We start from the raw sequence: 21,664 nt of genomic DNA, 5'->3' as shown, positions 1-21,664 counted from the left end.
CACCCCGATGGCCGGGATCCGCCGTCCCGGAAAGAAAGCCTCAACGGCCGTATGTGTCGTGGAGGCGGACGATGTCGTCCTCCCCCAGGTAGCTGCCCGATTGCACCTCGATGATCTCGAGGGGCACCTTGCCAGGGTTGGCGAGGCGATGCACGTGACCCAGCGGAATGTAGGTGGATTCGTTCTCGCCGAGCAGGAAGGTTTCTTCGCCCTTGGTGACTTCAGCCGTTCCCTTCACCACCACCCAGTGCTCCGCGCGGTGGTGGTGCTTCTGCAGGCTCAGGCTGGCCCCCGGGTTGACGACGATGCGCTTGACCTGGAAACGATCGCCACTGTCGATGGCGTCGTACCACCCCCATGGCCGGTGCATCTTTCGATGGTTGTGCGCAAGGGCATGCCCGTTCTTGCGCAGCAGCGCGACGATCTGCTTGACGTCCTGGGTGCGCCGCTTGTCGGCCACCAGAACTGCATCAGGCGTTTCGATGACCATGATGTTTTCCAGACCCACGCCGGCCACCAGCCGGCTGCTGGACAACAGCAGCGCGCCGCTGCAGTCGTGCGCGACCACGTCCCCCACCCGGGCGTTGCCCTCGCCATCGCGCGAAAGTGTTTCCCATACGGCATCCCATGCGCCGAGATCCGACCATCCCACGCTCATCGGCACCACGCAGGCCGGAATGCCCAGTTGGGGCATGGCGGGAAGGCGCTCCATAACGGCATAGTCGATGGAATCCGAAGGACAGGCATCGAACGCCGTACCGTCCGGCCGCACGAAATCCAGGTCGCGCTGGGCCTTCTCCATCGAGGATTCGCAAGCCACGGCGATGTCGGGCCTGCAATGCCGCATCGCCTTGAGCCAGACGCTGGCGCGCACCATGAACAGGCCGCTGTTCCAAAGATGGCGTCCCCCTTCCATGTATTGCAGCGCCCGCGGAGTGTCGGGTTTCTCGGCGAAGCTCTGCACACGGTCGATGCCGGGCGCATGCGCCGCACCACGCTCGATGTAGCCATAACCCGTCTCGGGACGGCTCGGCACGATGCCGAATGTGACCATGGCCCCGGCACAGGCATGGGGGAAAGCGCAGGCCACGGCGGCCTGGAATGCGGGAAGGTCAGCGATCGCATGGTCTGCGGGCATGGCGAGCATGACCGGATCGCCGCCGTCCGCCAGCGCCTGGAGCGCGGCCAGAGTAAGGGCCGGGGCCGTATTTCGTCCCGAAGATTCGAGAAGGATCCGGGCCTGCCCGATACCTGCGGCCATCAACTGGCTGGCGGCCAGGAAGCGATGCTCCCGATTGCACACCACGATGGGCGCTGGATCCACGGGACAGCCGGCAGGAAGCCCATCAAGCCGCGACGCCGTCTCCTGGAGCATCGTGCGCGCCCCCGCGAGGGAGAGGAATTGCTTGGGATACGTTTCCCGGGACAGCGGCCACAAGCGCGTACCAGAGCCGCCACACAGGATGACGGCAAGCAGTTTGTCATTCATAAAACGAAGAATCGGATGCGGACCCGCGGCGCAGGCTTTCGTTGTCGGCTTCCAGCAGGGCGAGGCGCTGGTTCAGCCTGCGCACATCCCTTTCGATCCTGGTGTTCACCATGTCGGCATGCAATGCCTTCACCAGCAGAACCATGCAGGCGAGCAGAAGGAGCAATGCCGGGGGATAGCTGATGCCCACCACCAGCGCCAGGCGGTCGATGAGCCCCGGCCACGCGCCCAGCAGCGCTGCAGCGCAGGCGACGACGACCCAGAAGAGGCCGTGCATCAGATAGAGATGGTCCCTACGAATCAGGTAGAGAATCAGCGCTGCCAATCCGATGCCCAGCAGAGCGGTAGTTACTTGCAGTGAAGCCATCGGTTTCCGTTGTTTCTTCGAGCGCGAATCCCTGGCTGGCGACCGCGGGCCTGTCAGGCGAGCGCACAGCCGGTCGTTCGCACCGCTGCAACCGCTCCCCGCCGCTCCTTTGGAGGCAGCGATTGTAGTCGCGCAGCACGACAGCCACCCCACGGAGGCGGCCTCTCCCGGTTCGGCCGCGCCGGCAGGCCTGCACACACGCGCTTGTGCCGGACGAAATGGAGACAAAAGCCCCTGCCTACCGGTTGGTGCCAGATCCCGTCGCAAACACAGGATGTTACATTGCATGACTTTGCGCCGGGCACACCCCGGGAGGGGGTGGGAGTTCTGATTTCCACCATGCATTTCCAATGCAGGCAACGCCCCGGGGTCGCCTGCCAGCTGGAGCACCATCGATGGTGCATATCGATAGAGACATGGCGCGACTGGAAAACTATGGCGGGGAGCCTTCCGCGTGGCGGAGGCACGGGACTGCGCTGGTCCTTTTTTCCTGCCTGACCCTGCTGCTTTTCTCACACCGCTGGTGGAGCGTCGATCCCTTTTCCGTGTATTCGATGCCCGACGTGGATACGGACGGAACGCTGTGGTTCATCTGGCTGAAAGCCCACTCGGGCCACCTCTTCACCAGTGTCGAACTGACGTCGCTGCTCACCTACCCCTTCGGCTTCGACCTGAGCCCGTTCCCTTTCGACAACCTGATCGACGATCTGCGCTCCGCCGCGGTCAAGTGGTCCGGGGGCGGCTGGCGCTCTGCGGTATTCGTCATCAACGCGTCTGCGCTGATGGCGTATCCGCTGGCCGCGATGACCATGTACCTGCTCTGCTGGCACATCACCCGGCGGCACCTGTCGGCCCTGGCCGGGGCGGTGGTTTTCGGGTTTTCCGGCTACTTCATCATGCTGTCGCGTGGTTCCATGGCCAACAACCATTTCTGGCTGTTGCCCCTGGTATATCTTTTCTTCATCCGATACTGCGAGAACCGCCGCTGGCGCGAACTGCTTATCTCCTGCATCCTTACCGGACTGCAGTTCCGCATCAATCCGTACTGGTCGTTCTACGGATGGCTTTTCACCCCGGTATTCCTTGCATTCACGCCATATCCATGGAAGACAAAAGTCCTGGATCTTCTCAGGTATTCAGTGCTCAGCGGCCTGTGTCTCTTTCTGCTGAATATCCAGTTCATACAGCAGCAGTGGTACCTGATCACCAATCCGGCCATGGCTGGACTGGTGCGACCGCCGGGTGAGGTACTGTCCGCGATATTCGAGCAAGGCGCGGAGTTCATGCCGGGCATTGCTCCGGCGATCTACCCCTTTTCCGCCCCGATGGACGTCGGGGCATTTCTCGGGTACTCACTGCTGTTGCTGCTCACCCTGGCCTGCTGCAGAAAGGCAGCCTGGAACCATCCGCTCTTCAAGCCGGGCCTTCTGTGCTTCGCCGGGGCCGTCGTCCTATCGAGCTACGTCCCCGCGCTCACTGCCGTGAACTTCCTGTATTTCTCTGTCTTCGACATGTTCCGGGGGGTTTCCAGGGTCGTGCAGCTCGCCGCTTTCTTCGGCGGAATCATCGCGGCCATCTATCTGTCCACGTTCCGAAAGCACTCCGCGCGACTCTGGCTGGGTGTCGCCGCCGTGCTGGCCTGGTACCTGAGCGAGGTATACCCCGGGTCACCCACGCTGCGCCAGAAAACCGATTTCGCGCAGGTAGCCGCCGTCTATGGCAGCCTGGCCCGGGATGACGAGGCAACTGCCGTTGCCAGCTACCCCATGACCTACTACAACCAGAGTTGGGGCACGGCCCCCCTTTTCGAGGTCATCGGACAGGTGGTCCATGAAAAACCCCTGGCCGGCGCCAAGGACCTGCGCCTTTTCGAGAGCGACCCCGAGGCGCGCCCCCTGTTCGGGGACATATCCGATCCCCGGACCATCGAAACACTGGCCCGCCACGGCATCAACCGCATCGTCCTGTACAACCGGCTGATCAACGGAGCGGAGACAGTCCACCAATTGCTGTCCTCGAACCCCAGGGTCGCCTTCATGGGCCGCCACTCCATCGATGAACGCGATTGCGGCATCTCCCTCGTCTGCAAATCGCTCGACATCAGCATCTACCGAATCAATGGCGTTGTTGCACCCGCAAGCGTTCCCTTGCCGGTCGGGCGCCCCTGAAGCACCTGCTTATCGAAAAATGAACAGCAACGCACTCATCCTCGGCATTTCACCCCAGCACACGTCGTCCGTCAGCGTGACAGACATGGAAGGGAAAATCCTTTTCGCGGCATCGGAAGAACGCTTCAACCGGATCAAATGCTACAACTCGATCCCGCTGGACGCACTCTCTCATGTGGCACGGCATTTCGATGTCTCGCGCATCGAAGGCGTGGCGATCGCCGGCGGCCACCGCTTCCGCAAGATCGATTTCCTGCCTTCCGACCAGCAGGAAAAAAGCCTTCGCAACCCGCTGCTGCTTCCCCGCTTTCTTTCCAAGAAGGACGGACGCAGCGAATGGCACGGCGTCCTCAGGGGATTGGGAATAGCGGCTGCCCCGAACTGGTATGACCACCACGAATGCCACGCGGCAAGTGCGTACTACGCATGCGGCATGGATGACGCGCTGGTGGTCACCATCGATGGCGGCGGCGACGGCCTGTCGCTCACCATATCCCATGGGCGCCAGGGCGCCCTGCGCCGCCTGAAGGAATTCAAGGAGGACGCTTCCCTCGGCTTTTTCTACGGTGCCGTCACCAGCGGCCTGGGTTTTCGCATCTTCCGCCACGAAGGCAAGCTCACGGGCCTCGCCGCTTATGGCGACCAGTCCCGGCTGTATTCCGAATTGAGCGATCTCTTCCAGATCAGCACGGAGGGCGGGGACGTGAAAATCCGCTCGGCCCTGGTGGAAGCGATGTTCAAGCCGGATTTCCCCGCGGAGCACCTGTTCCTTGCCAAGACCTATGCCAGTTTCCTGGGCGGCAAGGTCACGCTGCAGCAGTTCAGGGATGCCCTCAACAACTACCGGCCGGGCACCGCGTTCCGGAAGCATTTCGGGGACCGGCAGTACACGCAGGAGGACATGGCCGCTGCAGCGCAGGCCGTGCTCGAGGACAGCGTGCTGAAGCTCGTGCGCCACTATCTCCAGCAAACCGGCTGCACGAATCTGGTGCTGGCGGGCGGGGTGGTAGCCAACGTCAAGCTGAACCAGCGCCTGTTCAACATCGAAGGCGTGCAGAACATCTTCGTGGCCCCCTACATGGGGGATGAAGGTCTGTGCGTCGGTGCGGCCTACCTTCACCTGAAGCAGCACTCTCCGGCCTTCACGGGCAGGACTCTCGACACCATGTACCTCGGTCCCTCCTACGGAATCGATCGAGTGGAGCAGGCACTGCAGCAGGCAGGGGTCCACGGGGTGGAGCGTATCGACGATCCATCGGCCCGGGCCCGCCGCATTGCGGAACTGGTCGCGCAGGACCGGGTGGTGGGATTCTTCAGCGGCGCCATGGAATTCGGGCCGCGCTCCCTGGGCGCCCGGAGCGTTCTGGCTTCCGCCAAGCAGTACGAAATCAATGACACGCTCAACAAGCGCATGAAGCGTTCCGAATTCATGCCCTTCGCTCCGGTATTGCCCCATGAGCGTGCCCGGGATGTCCTGGCAGGCAAGGTGGCCGGCTCGGAATTCGCCGCAGAGTTCATGACCATCACGTATAACGTCCATGAAAAGTACAGGCAGCTCGCCCCGGCCGTGGTGCATGTCGACGGAACAGCGCGCCCCCAGTTGATCAAGAAGGAAAAGCACCCGGTCTATCACGACGTGCTGATCCACTACGAGAAGCTGACCGGCGTTCCGATCCTGGTGAACACCAGCTTCAACATGCACGAGGAACCGATCGTGAACACGCCCGAGGATGCCATCCGGGCCTTCCGGCAAGGCTGCGTGGACACCCTTGCCATCGAGAACTTCGTCGTCTCCTGAATGACGGTCCCGCACACCCGCATGAAGAACTCCCTCAGGGCCCGCGGGCAGCGGGCGGCCAAGGCCCTCCGGGCGGCCGGAGCCCTCCTCGGCCTCGCGGCGGGCATGGCGTGGGCAGCCTCCGGCGACACGACGCTCCCGCAGCGGGAAATCACGTTCGGAGAGCCCCTGGTATCCAGTTACTGGGGGCAGAAAGTCCTGCGGCTCGCTCCTGCAGAGTCGCTGCCGCAGGGCAGCTACCGTGTCAGGGCGGAGATCGTTCCCAGGATGTCCGATGCGGGGAGGCCGGACGACGGAATTCCACTCGTGCCTGCCGGCAGTGCCCGGCCGGACCAGAGTGGCGTGACCATGGAATTCCTGGCACCCAGCGGCACCCAACTGCAGGACTTCACCGAGCTGCTGGCGGAAACCGAGGATCGGCGTGGTTGCCGAGCGGACTGGTCCGTGGAGTTCCAGTCCGCGCAGCCGGGAGAGCCCCGGCGCACCATCCGGCTCGGCGACGACGGGCTGCAGGCCGCAGGCGCAACGGTCATCATGGCAGAGCAGCCGGATCGCCTGGAGTGGGTCAGAAAGGATTTCGGCTATCTCGCCAGGCGGGAGCTCGGACTGGCGCCGGATCAGCGCTGGCGGTATGCCCAGGATGGAGGGTTCACCGTCATCCAGCGGCGCCTGGACATACCGCTGCGGGAAGCCCATACCATCGAACTGGAGTTCCCGGGCGGAACCGTGCTGAGCGGCGTGAACCTGTCGATCTCCAAAGGCCCCGGGCGAAAGGCCCATCAGTTGCTGTCGGGTGGCGAGTTCACCAGCCGCACCGAAGACGACGGAACGCGCACGCGCGTATCGCTGCACCTCGGCAGCGCGCTCGCCGACGAGGCACGATGGGGCGATGCTCCCCATCTCTCGGAAATCCTCATTTCCTATCAGGGCGACGAAGCGGACGTAGCCCGGAACAAGCCCCTGCGCAGCATGCGCGTACTGGGAGAGTCCACGCGAGACAGCGCCACTTCGCCAGCCGCGCGGATCGACCACCTGACAGACGCGGCTTCGGGCAAGCGCCTGCGACGGCGGTACTTCCCCACGGACCGTATCGACAGGACGCCGGGGAATGCAGAGCAGTTCGCGGGCGTGCTCCTGCATGTGCCCCAGGGATGCGACAACGGCATCTTCCACGCCAGCCTGATCAGGCCGGAGAGCGCTCGACCCGAGCTCCTTTTCCTGGCGGGCGTTCGCAGGCAGCTGGAGAAAATGGGCGGCCCCTTCCTAGGGACGAAGTCCGCATCGCGGGAGTGGCTGCAGTACGTGCAATGGCTGCCATTTGCAGAGGCGCAGACCGAAATCCGGCGCCTACCTGGACCGGACTCCGCAGCCGAGCTTCCGGGATGGGGATTGCGCCTGCAATGGAACGGAACCCATCCCAGCCTGACCATTGCCAGGGAAGGACTCGTTGCGTCCGGGCTCCGCACGGTCCGCATGGATTGGGCCTTCCACGCCATTGCAAGGCCGGATCTGCGCATCTATGCCGACATGCCATCGGGAGCCTTGCAGTTCGGTTCTCTCGAGGCGGAACTGCAACTGGAGTCCGGAGCCGTATCCAGGTTCCAGTTCACACCGAACCGGGCTCAGCCGCTGCCGGCAGACATCCCGGCAGGCACCCGTATCCGCGGCCTGTCCGTCACCTTCCAGCCGTCCGGCCCGCAACAAGACTGGACGCTGGCGAGCCTGGGCATCTTCCGCCCCTACCTGGTTCCGCTGGGCGATCTGGCGGGTCAGCCGCGGCCCGGCTGGGCCGTACGGCCCCTGGCGCTCGCTCCGGATGAGGGGGCGCTCCCCGACGGAACCTATCGGTGGACGGCCCATCCGTCCGGCCTCCGGGCAGGCGACCTGCTGCAAGCCCGCATCACGCATACCTTCGGCACCCTGCCGCGGGAGGCGTGCTGGCTGACCCTGGAAGCCACAGGCGAACGGGGCGGCCAGGCGCGCACCACGTTCTGCCCTTCAGCGGCGCAATGGCAAACCGGCCTTTCGGCACTGCGGCAAAGCGGCAGCCTCGCGCCGGACGAGCCGCTGAGCACGCTAACCTGGTCGGCACATCTTTCCGCGCCCCCACAGGCCGGCGGCCTGCAGGTCCAGTTGGGCACAGCTGCGCGGCCCTCGGTGCTGGACACGCTCTCGCGCGGACTGGAACTGCAGCTCGAACGCGGCGCTCCGCCTCTGCGGCCGATCGGCGGTGCGCTGGTCGCCGCTCCCGCCCTGCCAGCCCCGATATGGCTGGACTATGGAATCTGGAGGCCCATGGCAGGGCGCACTCCGGCGGCCCCCCACTGGCAGGATGAAGACCTGTTCGAGTTGCGCCGCGTTACCTGGGTGGCAGACCCCTCGCTCTGGCCGGAGCTGGAGGAGTTGCGCAAGACCCGGCTTCGACAATCGGTGGCAGCCTTTCCCCAGCCCGAGGCGGGGCTTCGCCTGCAAAGTGTCTGGCTGGCACTCTTCATCATGGCAGTCGTGCTGGCCACGGCTCGCAGCCAGTGGCTGCGGCGCCTGGCAGTGCAGTGGTGCCGGCCGTTCCGGGCCTGGGCGGTTGGCATGCAGGGCCGGATCTGCACGTCCGCCATGCCGCAGTCCTTTCCGCCCGGGAAAGCCATGCTCACGGCAACCGCCACAGGGCTTGCACTGCTCTGGATGTGGATGGGCGGGCGCAAAGACACAGAATCCCCGTGGTTCCTCGCTGCGGGCCTGCTCGCGACCTTGACGGTGTGTGTGCGGCTGTGGTCCCCGGCACCTGACTCCCGCCTGCCCAGGCCTTCATTGCGCCCGGTCGCCGCATTGCTCTGGTTCGCGCTTCTGGCGTGGCTGTTGGGACATCTGGGACCTCCGAAACAGCCTCTCGCCTATGTGAGCCTGGTGCTGGCCTGCATGCTCTGGTCCGGGTTTCCCATGTCCGCCGTATCTACGGAGAGCCTGCGGGCCATCGCATTCCATCCAGGCTTCCTGCTGATGCTCTCCAGCCTGGGGCTGTATGCCGCTGGCCTGTCGGCACCCGCCATTGTCCGGAGGGAAAACATCTGGATCACCATGGGCGCCATTGTTCTGGTGGCTGCCTGGTGGCAGGGGGCACGCGGCGTTCTCCCCGTCCTGGAGGCCCTCGCTCCGCGCTCGGCATGCGCGCTGCGGAGCGTGCCTGGAGGGAGTCTGTTTGCGGGTGCCGTGGCTGCGCTGGCACTTTCCTGCGCAGCGCTGTGGCTGGGCCAGAGCGTACTGGCCGCCCACCTGAGCACGCTGTTTTTCTATTTCTGGTGCGCGGGGGCAGCCGTTACAGCGATCGGCGCCTGGGCCGTCCGCGGCAGGCCCGGCAGCGATACGGCTTAGGCGACGGACTCCTTGGGCTCGAAAGCCTGGGGCCATGACGCATGGCACGGTAAATTACCCGCCCGGCCCTGGGCACGTGGACACCGCGCGGATGGCTGCCGATCACGGCGTCCGCGCCGACCCTGGGGCGGCGGTGGCCCATCCTTTGCAGTCCCGCAGACATGCTCCAAAGGCGATCCACCAGGAAAAAGGGGCGCGGACACCGTCCGCGCCCCTGCCAGGGTATCGCCTGGCCTGCGCCAGGTCACCGCGCCAACGCGGCCATCTCCTTCTCCGGCACCACTCCATAGTGGTCCAGCTGCATCGAGTACTGCCCGCGCCCTGACGACAGTGCGCGCAGGCTGCCGATGTAGCCGAACATTTCCTTCAGCGGCACCTGCGCCTCGATCGTGGCGGCGTTGCCGCGCTGGCCCTGGCCCCGGACGACGCCGCGGCGGCGGTTCAGGTCGCCGATGCTGTCACCCAGGTACTCGGCCGGAATGATGACTTCGACGGCCATCACCGGCTCCAGCACCAGAGGTCCCGCCTTGGCAAACGCCTCGCGGAACGCCGCCACGGCCGCCAGTTCGAACGCCAGCGCGGATGAATCGCGCTCGTGGTAGCTGCCATCCACCAGCGTGGCGGCGAAGTCCACGGCGGGAAAGCCTGCCACCACGCTGGAGCGGGCGGCACGGCGGATGCCGGCCTCCACCGCGGGAATGAACTCGCGCGGCACGGTGCCGCCAACGACGCGGCTCTCGAAGCGGATGCCCTCGCCCCGGGGGAGGGGCTCGAACTGCAGCCTTACCTCGGCGAACTGGCCAGGACCACCCGATTGCTTCTTGTGCACATGGTTCACCTCCACACGGCGGGAAATGGTTTCACGATAGGCCACCTGGGGACGTCCGACCGACACATCGACCCCATGGCGCGCGCTCAGCTTCTCGATCGAGACTTCGAGCTGCAGTTCGCCCATGCCGGACAGAATGGTCTGGCCGGAATCGGCATCCTGCTGCAGGCGCAGGCTCGGGTCTTCGCGCAGCAGGGACTGCAGCGCCTTCGACAGGCCCTGCTGGTCAGCGCTTGCCCGGGGCTCGATGGCCACATGGATCACCGGTTCGGGCACGCTGATCTGCTCCAGCACCACAGGATGGTCCGGATCGCTCAGGGTATGGCCGGTGAGCGTGTCCTTGAGGCCGACGACGGCAGCAATATCGCCCGCCACCAGTTCATCGCGCTCGATGTGCTTGTCGGCATGCACCTCGTACAGCCTCGATACACGCTCGGTCCTTCCGGTGACGGTGTTGAGCACCACATCGCCCCGGACCAGCCGGCCGCTGTAAACGCGCACGAACACCTTGGCGCCATGGTCGTCGGCGACGACCTTGAACGCCAGGGCCGAGAACGGATCTGCCGCGGATGCCGGCCTGCCGTCGACGTGGCCCGCGTGCGCGACGTCTTCCGGCGAGGGCAGATAGTCCACCACGGCATCGAGCAGAGGCTCCACGCCGCGGTTCTTGAAGGCCGAGCCCGCCAGCGCGGGAACGAAGGCCCCCGCCAGTACACCCCGGCGCAAGAGCGAGCGCAGCACGTCCACGACAATGGGCTCACCGTTCACGTAGGCCTCCAGGGCAGCTTCATCCTGCTCCACCGCCGCTTCGACCAGGCGGGCGCGCGCATGCGCAGCCTGCTCGGCCAGGTCGGCGGGCACGTCGGCTTCACGATAGGAAGCGCTGGCATCGTCCCTGTCCCAGATAAGGGCACGCAGGCTGAGCAGGTCCACCACGCCGCGGAAGTCGCCTTCCGAACCGATGGGAATCTGCAGCGGCACGACGCGCACGCCCAGGCGCTCGCCCATCATGGCCACTACGCGGCCGAAATCGGCCCCCACGCGGTCGAGCTTGTTGATGAAGGCGATGCGAGGCACACGGTACCTGTCGGCCAGGCGCCAGTTGGTCTCGGTCTGCGGCTCCACGCCGGCCACGCCGTCGAACACGACGACCGCGCCGTCGAGCACGCGCAGCGAGCGGTTCACCTCGATGTTGAAATCGATGTGGCCGGGGGTGTCGATCAGGTTGAGCTGCGTGCCCTTCCAATGCACGGTGACGGCCGCGCTGTGGATGGTGATGCCGCGCTTCTGCTCCTGCGGGTCGAAGTCCATGTGCGCCGTGCCGTCGTGCACTTCGCCGATGCGATGGCTTTCGCCGGTATAGAACAGGATGCGTTCGGTGGTGGTCGTCTTGCCCGCATCGACGTGGGCGATGACACCAATGTTTCGCAGACGGGCGGTATGGTTGCGGGAATTTCTCATGGCGAATCTTTCTTGCGGCTGCACTCGGCTCTGCGAGCAGCTGCCGCCTGGTTGGCTATTCGCCAGCCCGGCGGGAAGATCCGCCTTCGGGCTAGCGTGGAATCGGGGATGTGCTGTCGCCGAAGCCCGGGCGCACGGAACTCAAGCTCCGGCGATCGGGAATCGTGGCGATCAACTTGTCGTAGGTACGCATGGGTGTCGGTGGAAAAGCCTGGAAAACAAAAAACCCCGGAGGTGCGAGCCTGCCGGGGTCCGTGGTGACCGGAAGGCGCGCAGCCCTCCGATACGCGATCAGTGGGCGCAACTAGGTGGCGAAAGAAGCCTTGATCACGTTGGTCAGAATGTCCATGGGGCGAATTATCCTCTTCGGCCATCCAGGGGGCAAGGCCCTTCGCGGCTTGTGCATCGATCGCCGGCGATGCCCTCCTGCTCCGCCCCCTTGAAACGCCGACAAATGCCCGTATCATTAGCACTCGAGGCGGACGAGTGCTAACAACCGTGTGGGACACGGCCGCTGAAGATCCCGACGCCCGCCCTTGGCGGGCGTCCTGTCGATGTCGCAATCCTTATTGAACCAGGAGAGATGCAAATGAACCTTCGCCCCCTGCACGATCGCGTGATCGTCAAGCGCATTGAAAGCGAAACCACGACCGCCTCCGGCATCGTGATCCCCGACAACGCTGCCGAGAAGCCCGATCAAGGCGAAGTCCTGGCCGTGGGCCCTGGCAAGAAGAACGACAAGGGCGAACTCAGCGTGCTGAGCGTCAAGGTCGGCGACCGCGTCCTGTTCGGCAAGTACTCTGGCCAGACCGTCAAGGTCAACGGCGACGAACTGCTGGTGATGAAGGAAGACGACCTGTTCGCAGTCGTCGAGAAGTGATCGCTTCGCGGATCACATCCTCTTCCAACTTCCTGTTGACTGAATCCGGAGAAACAAAATGGCAGCAAAAGACGTAGTTTTCGGCGGCGAAGCCCGCGCTCGCATGGTCGAAGGCGTGAACATCCTCGCCAACGCCGTCAAGGTGACCCTGGGCCCCAAGGGCCGCAACGTGGTGCTCGAGCGCTCCTTCGGCGCCCCCACCGTGACCAAGGACGGCGTGTCCGTGGCCAAGGAAATCGAACTGAAGGACAAGCTGCAGAACATGGGCGCCCAGCTCGTGAAGGAAGTGGCTTCCAAGACCAGCGACAACGCTGGTGACGGCACGACCACCGCCACGGTGCTGGCCCAGGCCATCGTCCGCGAAGGTTCCAAGTACGTGGCCGCCGGCCTGAACCCGATGGACCTCAAGCGCGGCATCGACAAGGCCGTGACGGCCCTGGTCGCCGAACTGAAGAAGGCCTCCAAGGCCACGACGACCTCCAAGGAAATCGCCCAGGTGGGTTCGATCTCCGCCAACTCCGACGAATCCATCGGCAAGATCATCGCCGACGCCATGGACAAGGTCGGCAAGGAAGGCGTGATCACCGTGGAAGACGGCAAGAGCCTGGACAACGAGCTGGATGTCGTGGAAGGCATGCAGTTCGACCGCGGTTACCTGTCGCCCTACTTCATCAACAACCCCGAAAAGCAGGCCGCCCTGCTGGACAACCCCTTCGTGCTGCTGTTCGACAAGAAGATCAGCAACATCCGTGACCTGCTGCCCACGCTGGAACAGGTCGCCAAGGCTGGCCGTCCGCTGCTGATCATCGCCGAGGAAGTCGAGGGCGAAGCCCTGGCGACCCTGGTGGTGAACACCATCCGCGGCATCCTGAAGGTCGTGGCCGTGAAGGCACCTGGCTTCGGCGACCGCCGCAAGGCCATGCTGGAAGACATCGCCATCCTGACGGGCGGCAAGGTGATCGCCGAGGAAGTGGGCCTGACGCTCGAGAAGGTGACCCTGGCCGACCTGGGCCAGGCCAAGCGCATCGAAGTGGGCAAGGAAAACACCACCATCATCGACGGCGCAGGCGCTGCCGCTGACATCGAAGCCCGCGTGAAGCAGATCCGCATCCAGATCGAGGAAGCGACCAGCGACTACGACCGCGAGAAGCTGCAGGAGCGCGTGGCCAAGCTGGCTGGCGGCGTGGCCGTGATCAAGGTCGGCGCTGCCACCGAGGTCGAGATGAAGGAAAAGAAGGCACGCGTGGAAGACGCGCTGCACGCCACCCGCGCTGCCGTGGAAGAAGGCATCGTGGCCGGCGGCGGCGTGGCCCTGCTGCGCGCCAAGCAGGCTGCTGGCGAGATCAAGGGTGACAACCCCGATCAGGACGCCGGCATCAAGCTGATCCTGAAGGCGATCGAAGCGCCCCTGCGCGAGATCGTGGCCAACGCCGGTGGCGAGCCGTCCGTGGTGGTCAATGCCGTGTTGCACGGCAAGGGCAACTATGGCTTCAACGCCGCCAACGACACCTACGGCGACATGCTCGAAATGGGTATCCTGGACCCGACGAAGGTGACCCGCACGGCCCTGCAGAACGCCGCTTCCGTGGCTTCGCTGCTGCTGACGACCGAAGCCATGGTGGCCGAGGCTCCGAAGGACGAAGCGGCTGCTCCCGCGATGCCCGACATGGGCGGCATGGGCGGCATGGGCATGTAATGCCCGGCTGAGCCTCGCTCACCCGACGAAAGGGCCGCGCAAGCGGCCCTTTTTTTCATGGCCCTGCGTCGTGGCTCCGGCACGGCGCCGGAGAGTCCTTGGTCAGAACTGATTGCGCAGCGCCCGGTAGAGTGCCTGGAAGCGCGCATGGCGCGCCGCATGTCCGGCCGCATCCGCCGCCGCGGGATCGAAGCGCTGGCGGGGCTGCGGCAGTGTGCAGACTTCGGCCACGCGGCCCCCCTCGGCCAGCCAGGCCAGCCGTGCGGCGCCCAGGGCACCACCGGTTTCGCTGCCTTCGTAGAGGGTGAGCGGCACCTGCAGGATGTCGGCCAGCAACTGTCCCCACCAGGCGCTGCGCGCGCCGCCGCCGACCAGCGCCATTTCGCGCAGGGGCATGCCTTCAGGCAGGCGCAGGGTGTCCAGGCCGTCGCGCAGGCCGAAGCTCACGCCTTCGACGACGGCATAGGCGATCTCGGCCGGGCCGTGCGCATGGGTCAGGCCGAACAGCACGCCCTGCGCGCCGGCATGGTTGTGCGGCGAGCGTTCGCCGGACAAATAGGGCAGGAACAGCGGGCAGCGGTCGCGCTGCACGTCGGCGACGGTGGCCGCCGCTTCGAGCAGCGCCGCCTCGCTGGCGAACCCGAAGGTCTTGCTGGCCCACTGCACGGCGCTGGCCGCCGACAGCATCACCGACATCTGGTGCCAGCGACCGGGCAGCGCATGGCAGAACGCGTGCATGGCCTGTGCGGGATTGGGCAGGAAGCGGTCGGTGGAAACGAACACCACGCCCGAAGTGCCCAGCGAAACGAAGCCCTGCCCCGGTTCGACCAGTCCCATGCCGACGGCGCTGGCCGCATTGTCGCCCGCACCTCCGGCGATCACGACGCGCTCGCCCAGGCCCCAGCGCGCGGCCAGCTCGGGCAGCAGTTGCGCGGATACCTCGCTGCCCTCGACCAGGCGCGGCATGTGGGCACGGGTGAGCCCCGTCGCTGCCAGCAGTTCATCGGACCAGTCACGCGTGCCCACGTCGAGCCACAGCGTGCCGGCCGCATCCGACATCTCGCCCACCGCCTCGCCGCTCAGCATGAAGCGCAGCCAGTCCTTGGGCAACAGCACGCGGGCCGTGCGGGCGAAGACATCAGGCTCGTGCTCGCGCACCCAGAGCAGCTTGGGTGCGGTGAAGCCGGGCATGGCCAGGTTGCCGCTGATATCGCCCAGATGGGGCACGGCACGCGTGAGCGCCTCGCACTGCGCGGTGCTGCGGCCGTCGTTCCACAGGATGGCCGGGCGCAGCACCTTGCCGGCCGCGTCCAGCAGCGTGGCGCCATGCATCTGGCCCGACAGGCCCAGCGCGCGCACCGCCGCCAGCTCGGCCGGGTGGGCGCTGCGCAGCGCCTGCATCACGGACTCCAGCGCGTCCCACCACTGCTGCGGCGACTGTTCGGACCACAGCGGCTGCGGCCTTTGCACGGTGAGCGGTGCGCGCGCCACGCCCACGATGCGGTGGTCCGGGGCCAGCAGCAGCGCCTTGAGTTCGGAGGTTCCAAGATCGATGCCCAGGTACACGAAAGGCTTCCTTGTGCAGGTTGTGTGTCAGTGCTGCAGCGCGCCGCCGAAGCGGGTGTCGGCCTGCCGGCGGAATTCCGTGGGCGTCATGCCCTTGATCTCCAGGAAGCGCCGGTTGAAATTGGCCACGTTGTTGAAGCCCACCTGGTGGCAGATGTCGGTCACGTAGTGGTCGGTCTGCATCAGCAGGTGGCAGGCGCTGTTGATGCGCACGCGGTTCACGAAGTCGGTGAAGCTGTTGCCGGTGGCACGCCGGAAGAATCGGCTGAAGCGGCTTTCGCTCATGCCCAGCTCGGTGGCCACCTCCTGCATGGAGATGGGCTCAGCGATGTTGCGGGTGATCCGGTCCACGATGCCATTGATCTGGTCCACCTGGGCATCGCCGTCCGCTCCGTGCTGGCCCTGCATCTGCACGCTCGATAGCAGGCGGTAGTCGGTGCAATCCGCCAGGTCGGCGAGGAATTCGCAGAACCGGCCCAGCCGCCGCAGGCCGCGCGCGGCCTTGACGGTATCCCAGTGCGCCAGCGCCTTCTGCGACATGCCGAAAAACTCGATGCCGTGGCGCGCGCGCTCCAGCAGAGGCATGACCTCGCGCAGCTCCGGGATGCCGGCGGCAGCGCGCTCGATGGGCTCGTGGCAGAACTGGATCACCCGGTCCCGGCCAGGAGCCCCGCCCTCGGCGACGTCCAGCGAGATCCAGTTGTGCGGCAGGCGCGGACCGCACAGCACGAGATGGCCGGGCTGGAACGGCCCGATCCAGTCGCCGATGAAAGCTTTGCCCGAGGTCTCGGTGATCAGGTGCAGCTCGTAGTCTTCGTGGAAGTGCCAGCGCACCAGCGGGCTCGGAAACCCATGTGCCAGGCAGCGCACCAGGCCGGCTTCCTCGGGCGTCTCGTAGCCCAGCGAGGGCGAGCGCGCGATGTCGCGCTCCAGCACCGGCTGGCGCTGTCTCGGAGCGGGGCGCTTGCGGGGTGTCGTCATGGTATGCGTGGGCTCGAGGCACTGACCAGGAGGGTTTCACGGACATTGTCCGCGCAGGCGAGCAGGTCCTGGACAGCGGCGAGCGGGGGAGGATCGGCACCTTCGCGCATGCAGTTGAGCGCCGCGGCGGTGGCGGCGAAACGCATGGCCGCGCGCCAGCCGTCGTCGCCCAGTGCAGCCAGTTGCGCGGGCCGTTCGACGCCCTGCGCCAGCAGCGCCACCGAGAGCCCCGCGGTGAAGGTGTCTCCCGCACCGATGGTGTCCGCCACCTGCACGCGGGGCGCACCCACGGCCAGGGGGGCATGGCCCGTGCGCCAGAGCGTGGCGCCGGCCGCCCCCTGGGTGACGACCACGGCGTGGGCGCCGGCGGCCAGGTAACCCGCTGCCAGTTCGCCCGGCGGCAGGCCAGGCGCGAGCAGTTCTGCATCCTCGTCGCTGAGCTTGACCACGTCGGAGAGGCCCGCCCACTGCGCCACCTGCGTGCGGTAGAGCGCCATGTCGCCGATCAGGCTGGGCCGCACGTTCGGGTCCAGCACCACCACGCGGCGGCCGGCCGAGGCGCGCACCATGTCCAGGATGCGGCCCGCCGCCGGCTGCTGCAGCATGGCGATGGAGCCGTAATGCAGGAAGGCGCACTCGGGTGGCAGCTCGGGCAGCGGATCGGGAGCCCAGGTGGCATCGGCGCTGCCCGCGGCATAGAAGGCGTAGCGGTTGGTCTGCGGCGTGCGTTCGACGAAGGCCAGCGTGGATGGCGCTGCGCTGCGCGGCACGAAGCGCGTATCGACCCCGTTGCGCTGCAGGTAGTCCAGGATGCGCTCGCCGAAAAGGTCGGTGGACAGCTGGGTGAGCAGGCCGGTGGGCTGGCCCAGCCGCGCGCAGGCGATGGCCGCGTTGAGCGGCGAGCCGCCCACATGGCCCTCGAAGCCCAGGGCTCCGGCGCCGCCGGAGGAAGTGAAGTCGATCAGGGCCTCGCCCATGAAGGCTATGCGCATCGGCGGTGCTCCCGGTGATTCAGCAGGCGGCCGCGTCGGCCAGGAAGCCGCGCTCGGCCTCCAGCGTGGCGGGGTGGTCCATCAGCTCGGCGAAGAGCTGCGGCGGGATGGTGATGGCGCCCACGCCCAGTTCCAGCAGCGCCAGGTAGGCATCGCGGGAGCGCACGCTGGCCACCAGCAGGCGCGTGCGTGCACGCGCGGCCAGGGCCGGGGCCTGCGCCACCAGTGCCTGCATCTGCGCGATGCGTGCCAGGCCGTCCACGCCGGAATCATTGAGCCGGCCCAGGTAGGGCGCCGCATAGGCCGCGCCCAGTTGCGCCGAGAAGTGCGCCTGTTCCAGCGCATAGACGGCCGTCCAGGTGACGGGCACGCCCTGCGCGATGAGGTGGGCGCCGGCCTGCAGGCCCTGGCGCGTGGCGGGGATCTTCACCACCAGCTGGCCTTCGTCGAAGTGCCGCAGCAGGCCGAGCGCGTCTTCGAGCATGCCGTCCGCCTCCGCGGAATAGACCTGGGCCTGCACCTGGCGGGCGCCGCGTTCGATGCAGCGGGCCAGCAGCCCGGGCACTTCGGCGCGCGCCACGCCGGCACGGCGCAGCAGCGTGGGGTTGGTGGTCACGCCGTGGATGACCGGGTGCGGCAGGCAGGCTTCGATCTGTGCGATGTCGGCGCTGTCGATGTAGAGATGGAAGTCGGTGGCATTCATGCTTTTCAGCTCATGACGTTGCCGCCATCGACGTTGAGCGTCTGGGCGGTGATGTAGCGGGCCTCGTCGCTGGCGAGGAACACGGCGGCGCCGGCCACGTCGCGCGGATCGCCCATGCGGCCCAGCGGCACGGCCAGGCCGACCTGCCGTTTCTTCTCGCCAATGGGCAGCCCCTCGGCCCGGGCGAAGAGGCTGTCCACGTGCGCCCACATGGGCGTGTCGATCACGCCGGGCGAGATGCCGTTGACACGGATACCGTGCGGCGCCATGGCGAGTGCCGCGCTCTGCGTGTAGCTGATGACGGCCGCCTTGGTGGCGCAGTAGTGCGACACCAGCGCCTCGCCGCGCCGGCCGGCCTGCGAGGCCATGTTGATGACCGACGTACCCTGCGTTCCGGCCTCCACCATGTGGCGCAGCACGGCCTGCATCACGAAGAACATGCCCTTGACGTTGACCGCGAACAGCCTGTCGAACGAGGCCTCGTCGCTGTCCAGCAGTGGCGCCAGGTCGAACACCGCGGCGTTGTTGAACAGCGTGTGGACCGGGCCGAAGGCGGCGATGGCCTCGGCCAGCAGGCGGGCGATGGCGCCGGGCTCGGTGATGTCGGCGCCGATATAGGCCAGGCGACCGGGGTGGCGCTGCTGCAGCGCGGCCACTTCGGCGGGCACGGAGGCGCCGCGATCGACGACGCTGCATCGCGCACCTTCGGCCAGGCAGGCCTCTGCCACGGCCAGGCCGATGCCGCCGCCGGCTCCGGTCAGCAGCACGTGGCGGTCTTGCAAACGGGGAGTGGTGGTCATAGTGGTTCAGCTCCTGGATTGAATGAATCGTGCGACGCGCTCGCTGGCGCGGCGCATCGCTTCGATGAGGCGGGCGTCGCCCGCGATGTCGCCCCACAGCCCTGCGTCGGCGCACATCGCCGAGACCGGGTCGGCTGCCTCGCAGATGGCATGCGCCACGGCCTCGTCCATGCCCTGGTCCTGGTAGGTGTAGGGCAGGCGGCCCTGGTGCCAGCGCTGCAGGAAGGCCAGGAACAGCGCGGGCAGCATGGCCACGCTGTCGATGCGCTGGCCGACGGCCAGGCGCTCGCGCACGGTGGGCGCGATGAACCCGGGAATCTTGGAAAAGCCATCCATCGCCACGCGCTGGTTGGTGTCGCGGATGGCCGGGTTGCCGAAGCGGTCCAGCACCACGTCGCGGTAGGCGGGCAGATCGACGGGGCTGGGCTGCCCGGGGCGGCCGAGACACGGGATGGTGTCGTCGGTCACGTAGTCGTAGGCCATCTGGCGGATGGCGGCGTCGTGCGTGCCTTCGTGGATGAAGCTCAAGCCCGCCAGCGTGCCGGCCCAGGCGATGCAGCTGTGGGTGGCGTTCAGCAGGCGGATCTTGGCCTCTTCATAGGGTTGCACGTCTTCGACCATCTCCACACCCACGCGCTCCCACTCGGGCCGGCCGGCCACGAAGCGGTCTTCGATCACCCACTGGATGAAGCGCTCGGCGGTGATGGCGGCGCCGTCATCGCGGCCGGTGGCGGCCTGCACGCGGGCGCGCAGCTCGGCCGGCGCGCGCGGCGTGATGCGGTCCACCATGGCGTTGGGGCAGGCGGTGTGGGCCTGCACCCAGGCCCGCAGGTCGGGATCGCCCGCACGCTCGATGAACTCGAGCAGGCCGGCGCGGAAACGGTCGCCGTTGTGGCGCAGGTTGTCGCAGTTGAGCAGCGTGAGCGGGCCCGCGCCGGCCGCGCGGCGGGCACGCAGGATGGCAGTGACGGCGCCGTAGAGCGTGCCGTTCTCGCCGCTCACCTCGCCACGGCGGGCGCGCTCGATGTCGGCAGCGAGGTCGGCGAAGCCCAGGTCCAGCCGGCCCTGGGCGTCGAGGTAATAGCCCGCCTCGGTCACGGTGAAGGAGACGATGCGCGTGGAGGGCGCGGCGCCGCGCGCCACCACGGCGGCCAACGTGGGACTCCAGGGCAGCACCTCGCGGATGGATTCGATCAGCTCGTAGAAGGTTTCGCCGGACGGCGACACGGTCTCCAGCGTGTAGCGCCCGCCCTGGGCCTGCAGCGCGGCGATGACGTCGGGCATGTCGGGGCGGATGTTGGCACCCGAGAGCGACCAGCGCGCATCGCCCGCCTCGATGAGGCGCTGCAGATAGACGGCCTGGTGCGCCCGGTGGAACGAGCCCAGGCCCAGGTGAAGCATGGTGAACTCCGTGGGAGCCGGAGGAAGGTGCGCGAGGGTCACGGCAATGGTCCGCTTAAGGAATGAATGATGGAACGAACGGGAGGGAAGATGCGGTGCTCAGGCGCGCAGCGCGCGGCCTTCGCGGTCGAAGCAGTGCAGCACGGCAGGATCCAGCTCCACGGCCACGCCGTCGCCGGGCTGCAGCGACGTGCGCTCGTTCTGGCGTGCGACCAGCGGCACGCCGCCCACATCGACGTGGATCAGCGTGTCGGCGCCGAGGGCCTCGATCAGCTCGACGCGGCCCGGCACGCCCGGCCCCTCGGCCGGGCCATCGGTGCGATGGACGCGCAGCCCTTCGGGTCGCACGCCCAGGAAGCCGTCGGCGGGCAGCACGCCGCCCGTGGCCGCCGCGAACGGCGCGATGGCCTGGGCCGCCACCATGTTCATCGACGGCATGCCGATGAACTGCGCGACGAAACGGTTGGCCGGGCGGTCATACAGTTCCAGCGGCGTGCCGACCTGCTCGATGAGCCCGTCCTTGAAGACGACGACGCGGTCGGCCAGGGTCATGGCCTCGACCTGGTCGTGCGTCACGTAGATGGTGGTGGCGCCCAGGGCGCGGTGCAGCTTGTGGATCTCCACGCGGGTGTTGCCGCGCAGGGCTGCGTCCAGGTTGGAGAGCGGCTCGTCGAACAGGAACACCTTGGGCTGGCGCACGATGGCGCGGCCGATGGCCACGCGCTGGCGCTGGCCGCCCGAGAGTTCCTTGGGCGTGCGTTCCAGGTACTGCGTGAGGTTGAGCGTGCGGGCCGCGTGCTCCACCTTGGTCCTGATCTCGTCCTTGGCCACGCCCGCGAGCTTGAGCGCGAAGGACATGTTGTCATACACGCTCATGTGCGGATAGAGGGCGTAGCTCTGGAACACCATCGCCAGGTCGCGCTTGCCCGAGGGCGTGTGGGTAATGTCGCGCCCGTCCAGCATCAGGCTGCCGCTGGTGATGGGCTCCAGCCCGGCGATGAGCCGCAGCAGCGTGGACTTGCCGCAGCCCGAGGGGCCGACGAAGACGATGAATTCGCCCTGCTGGATCTGCAGGTCCACGCCCTTGATGATTTCGGCATCGCCGAAGCGCTTGCGGATGCCCTGGAGTTCGAGGTAGGCCATGGGAGTTGTCTGCCTTTCTTG

At 66.8% G+C, this 21,664-nt stretch carries 15 protein-coding genes; 5 read left to right on the top strand and 10 right to left on the bottom strand.

Annotated elements, in window-relative coordinates; translation table 11 throughout:
• Nucleotides 1–40: 40 nt before the first annotated feature.
• The gene (locus ACAV_RS04490; RefSeq protein WP_013593387.1) at nt 41–1,489 is read right to left on the bottom strand and encodes a mannose-1-phosphate guanylyltransferase/mannose-6-phosphate isomerase; all 1,449 of its coding nucleotides are present in this window, start codon (nt 1,487–1,489) and stop codon (nt 41–43) included.
• Nucleotides 1,482–1,856, bottom strand: coding sequence for a DUF2304 domain-containing protein (locus ACAV_RS04485; RefSeq protein WP_013593386.1), 375 nt, complete (start codon nt 1,854–1,856; stop codon nt 1,482–1,484). The genes ACAV_RS04490 and ACAV_RS04485 overlap by 8 nt, the downstream gene beginning before the upstream one ends.
• Nucleotides 1,857–2,251: 395 nt before the next feature.
• Here ACAV_RS04485 and ACAV_RS04480 point away from each other — a divergent pair, with 395 nt between their 5' ends.
• Genes ACAV_RS04480 through ACAV_RS04470 form a run of 3 tightly spaced genes read left to right on the top strand, consistent with a single transcriptional unit; the run spans nt 2,252 to nt 9,191 of the window.
• On the top strand, nt 2,252–4,024 hold the full coding sequence (locus ACAV_RS04480) for a hypothetical protein (RefSeq protein ID WP_013593385.1): 1,773 nt from the start codon (nt 2,252–2,254) through the stop codon (nt 4,022–4,024).
• On the top strand, nt 3,912–5,822 hold the full coding sequence (locus tag ACAV_RS04475) for a carbamoyltransferase family protein (RefSeq protein WP_081463106.1): 1,911 nt from the start codon (nt 3,912–3,914) through the stop codon (nt 5,820–5,822). Before ACAV_RS04480 ends, ACAV_RS04475 begins: the two co-directional genes overlap by 113 nt.
• Nucleotides 5,823–5,843: 21 nt before the next feature.
• Entirely contained in the window at nt 5,844–9,191 is a 3,348-nt protein-coding gene (locus ACAV_RS04470; RefSeq protein WP_157768726.1) for a hypothetical protein, read from the top strand.
• Between the two features lie 244 nt (nt 9,192–9,435).
• On the opposite strand, the gene fusA is transcribed toward ACAV_RS04470, so the two are convergent.
• The gene (gene fusA / locus ACAV_RS04465; RefSeq protein WP_013593382.1) at nt 9,436–11,481 is read right to left on the bottom strand and encodes an elongation factor G; all 2,046 of its coding nucleotides are present in this window, start codon (nt 11,479–11,481) and stop codon (nt 9,436–9,438) included.
• Nucleotides 11,482–12,070: 589 nt separating this feature from the next.
• Between fusA and ACAV_RS04460 the strand changes: the two genes are divergently transcribed.
• Both ACAV_RS04460 and groL read left to right on the top strand, forming a co-directional pair.
• Nucleotides 12,071–12,361: a co-chaperone GroES gene (locus tag ACAV_RS04460; RefSeq protein WP_013593381.1), complete on the top strand. Its 291-nt coding sequence runs from the start codon at nt 12,071–12,073 to the stop codon at nt 12,359–12,361.
• Nucleotides 12,362–12,419: 58 nt separating this feature from the next.
• On the top strand, nt 12,420–14,057 hold the full coding sequence (gene groL, locus ACAV_RS04455; RefSeq protein WP_013593380.1) for a chaperonin GroEL: 1,638 nt from the start codon (nt 12,420–12,422) through the stop codon (nt 14,055–14,057).
• 102 nt (nt 14,058–14,159) lie between these two features.
• On the opposite strand, the gene xylB is transcribed toward groL, so the two are convergent.
• The 7 genes from xylB to ACAV_RS04420 form a co-directional block, all read right to left on the bottom strand.
• On the bottom strand, nt 14,160–15,623 hold the full coding sequence (gene xylB / locus ACAV_RS04450; protein WP_013593379.1) for a xylulokinase: 1,464 nt from the start codon (nt 15,621–15,623) through the stop codon (nt 14,160–14,162).
• 27 nt (nt 15,624–15,650) lie between these two features.
• A complete protein-coding gene (locus ACAV_RS04445; RefSeq protein ID WP_013593378.1) occupies nt 15,651–16,604 on the bottom strand; it encodes an AraC family transcriptional regulator in 954 nt (317 codons plus the stop codon).
• On the bottom strand, nt 16,601–17,596 hold the full coding sequence (locus ACAV_RS04440; RefSeq protein ID WP_013593377.1) for a carbohydrate kinase family protein: 996 nt from the start codon (nt 17,594–17,596) through the stop codon (nt 16,601–16,603). The genes ACAV_RS04445 and ACAV_RS04440 overlap by 4 nt, the downstream gene beginning before the upstream one ends.
• A 19-nt stretch (nt 17,597–17,615) precedes the next feature.
• Complete coding sequence (locus ACAV_RS04435; RefSeq protein WP_013593376.1) at nt 17,616–18,299, bottom strand: transaldolase family protein; 684 nt, start codon at nt 18,297–18,299, stop codon at nt 17,616–17,618.
• Between the two features lie 5 nt (nt 18,300–18,304).
• Nucleotides 18,305–19,099, bottom strand: coding sequence for an L-iditol 2-dehydrogenase (locus tag ACAV_RS04430; RefSeq protein WP_013593375.1), 795 nt, complete (start codon nt 19,097–19,099; stop codon nt 18,305–18,307).
• A gap of 6 nt (nt 19,100–19,105) precedes the next feature.
• Nucleotides 19,106–20,500, bottom strand: a complete 1,395-nt coding sequence (dalD, locus tag ACAV_RS04425; RefSeq protein ID WP_013593374.1) for a D-arabinitol 4-dehydrogenase — start codon at nt 20,498–20,500, stop codon at nt 19,106–19,108.
• A 99-nt stretch (nt 20,501–20,599) separates the two neighbouring features.
• Nucleotides 20,600–21,643: an ABC transporter ATP-binding protein gene (locus ACAV_RS04420; RefSeq protein WP_013593373.1), complete on the bottom strand. Its 1,044-nt coding sequence runs from the start codon at nt 21,641–21,643 to the stop codon at nt 20,600–20,602.
• Nucleotides 21,644–21,664 lie beyond the last annotated feature (21 nt).

It is taken from the genome of Paracidovorax avenae ATCC 19860 (assembly GCF_000176855.2).
GTDB classification, from domain to species: Bacteria; Pseudomonadota; Gammaproteobacteria; order Burkholderiales; family Burkholderiaceae_C; genus Paracidovorax; species Paracidovorax avenae.
This window is presented reverse-complemented; position numbering and strand designations above follow the sequence as displayed.

What these genes read in the sequence shown, in the direction of transcription:
- ACAV_RS04490 (WP_013593387.1), bottom strand. Translation starts at nt 1,489, where the DNA reads ATGAATGACAAACTGCTTGCCGTCATCCTGTGTGGCGGCTCTGGTACG.
- ACAV_RS04485 (WP_013593386.1), bottom strand. Translation starts at nt 1,856, where the DNA reads ATGGCTTCACTGCAAGTAACTACCGCTCTGCTGGGCATCGGATTGGCA.
- ACAV_RS04480 (WP_013593385.1), top strand. Translation starts at nt 2,252, where the DNA reads ATGGTGCATATCGATAGAGACATGGCGCGACTGGAAAACTATGGCGGG.
- ACAV_RS04475 (WP_081463106.1), top strand. Translation starts at nt 3,912, where the DNA reads ATGAACGCGATTGCGGCATCTCCCTCGTCTGCAAATCGCTCGACATCA.
- ACAV_RS04470 (WP_157768726.1), top strand. Translation starts at nt 5,844, where the DNA reads ATGAAGAACTCCCTCAGGGCCCGCGGGCAGCGGGCGGCCAAGGCCCTC.
- fusA (WP_013593382.1), bottom strand. Translation starts at nt 11,481, where the DNA reads ATGAGAAATTCCCGCAACCATACCGCCCGTCTGCGAAACATTGGTGTC.
- ACAV_RS04460 (WP_013593381.1), top strand. Translation starts at nt 12,071, where the DNA reads ATGAACCTTCGCCCCCTGCACGATCGCGTGATCGTCAAGCGCATTGAA.
- groL (WP_013593380.1), top strand. Translation starts at nt 12,420, where the DNA reads ATGGCAGCAAAAGACGTAGTTTTCGGCGGCGAAGCCCGCGCTCGCATG.
- ACAV_RS04445 (WP_013593378.1), bottom strand. Translation starts at nt 16,604, where the DNA reads ATGACGACACCCCGCAAGCGCCCCGCTCCGAGACAGCGCCAGCCGGTG.
- ACAV_RS04440 (WP_013593377.1), bottom strand. Translation starts at nt 17,596, where the DNA reads ATGCGCATAGCCTTCATGGGCGAGGCCCTGATCGACTTCACTTCCTCC.
- ACAV_RS04435 (WP_013593376.1), bottom strand. Translation starts at nt 18,299, where the DNA reads ATGAATGCCACCGACTTCCATCTCTACATCGACAGCGCCGACATCGCA.
- ACAV_RS04430 (WP_013593375.1), bottom strand. Translation starts at nt 19,099, where the DNA reads ATGACCACCACTCCCCGTTTGCAAGACCGCCACGTGCTGCTGACCGGA.
- dalD (WP_013593374.1), bottom strand. Translation starts at nt 20,500, where the DNA reads ATGCTTCACCTGGGCCTGGGCTCGTTCCACCGGGCGCACCAGGCCGTC.
- ACAV_RS04420 (WP_013593373.1), bottom strand. Translation starts at nt 21,643, where the DNA reads ATGGCCTACCTCGAACTCCAGGGCATCCGCAAGCGCTTCGGCGATGCC.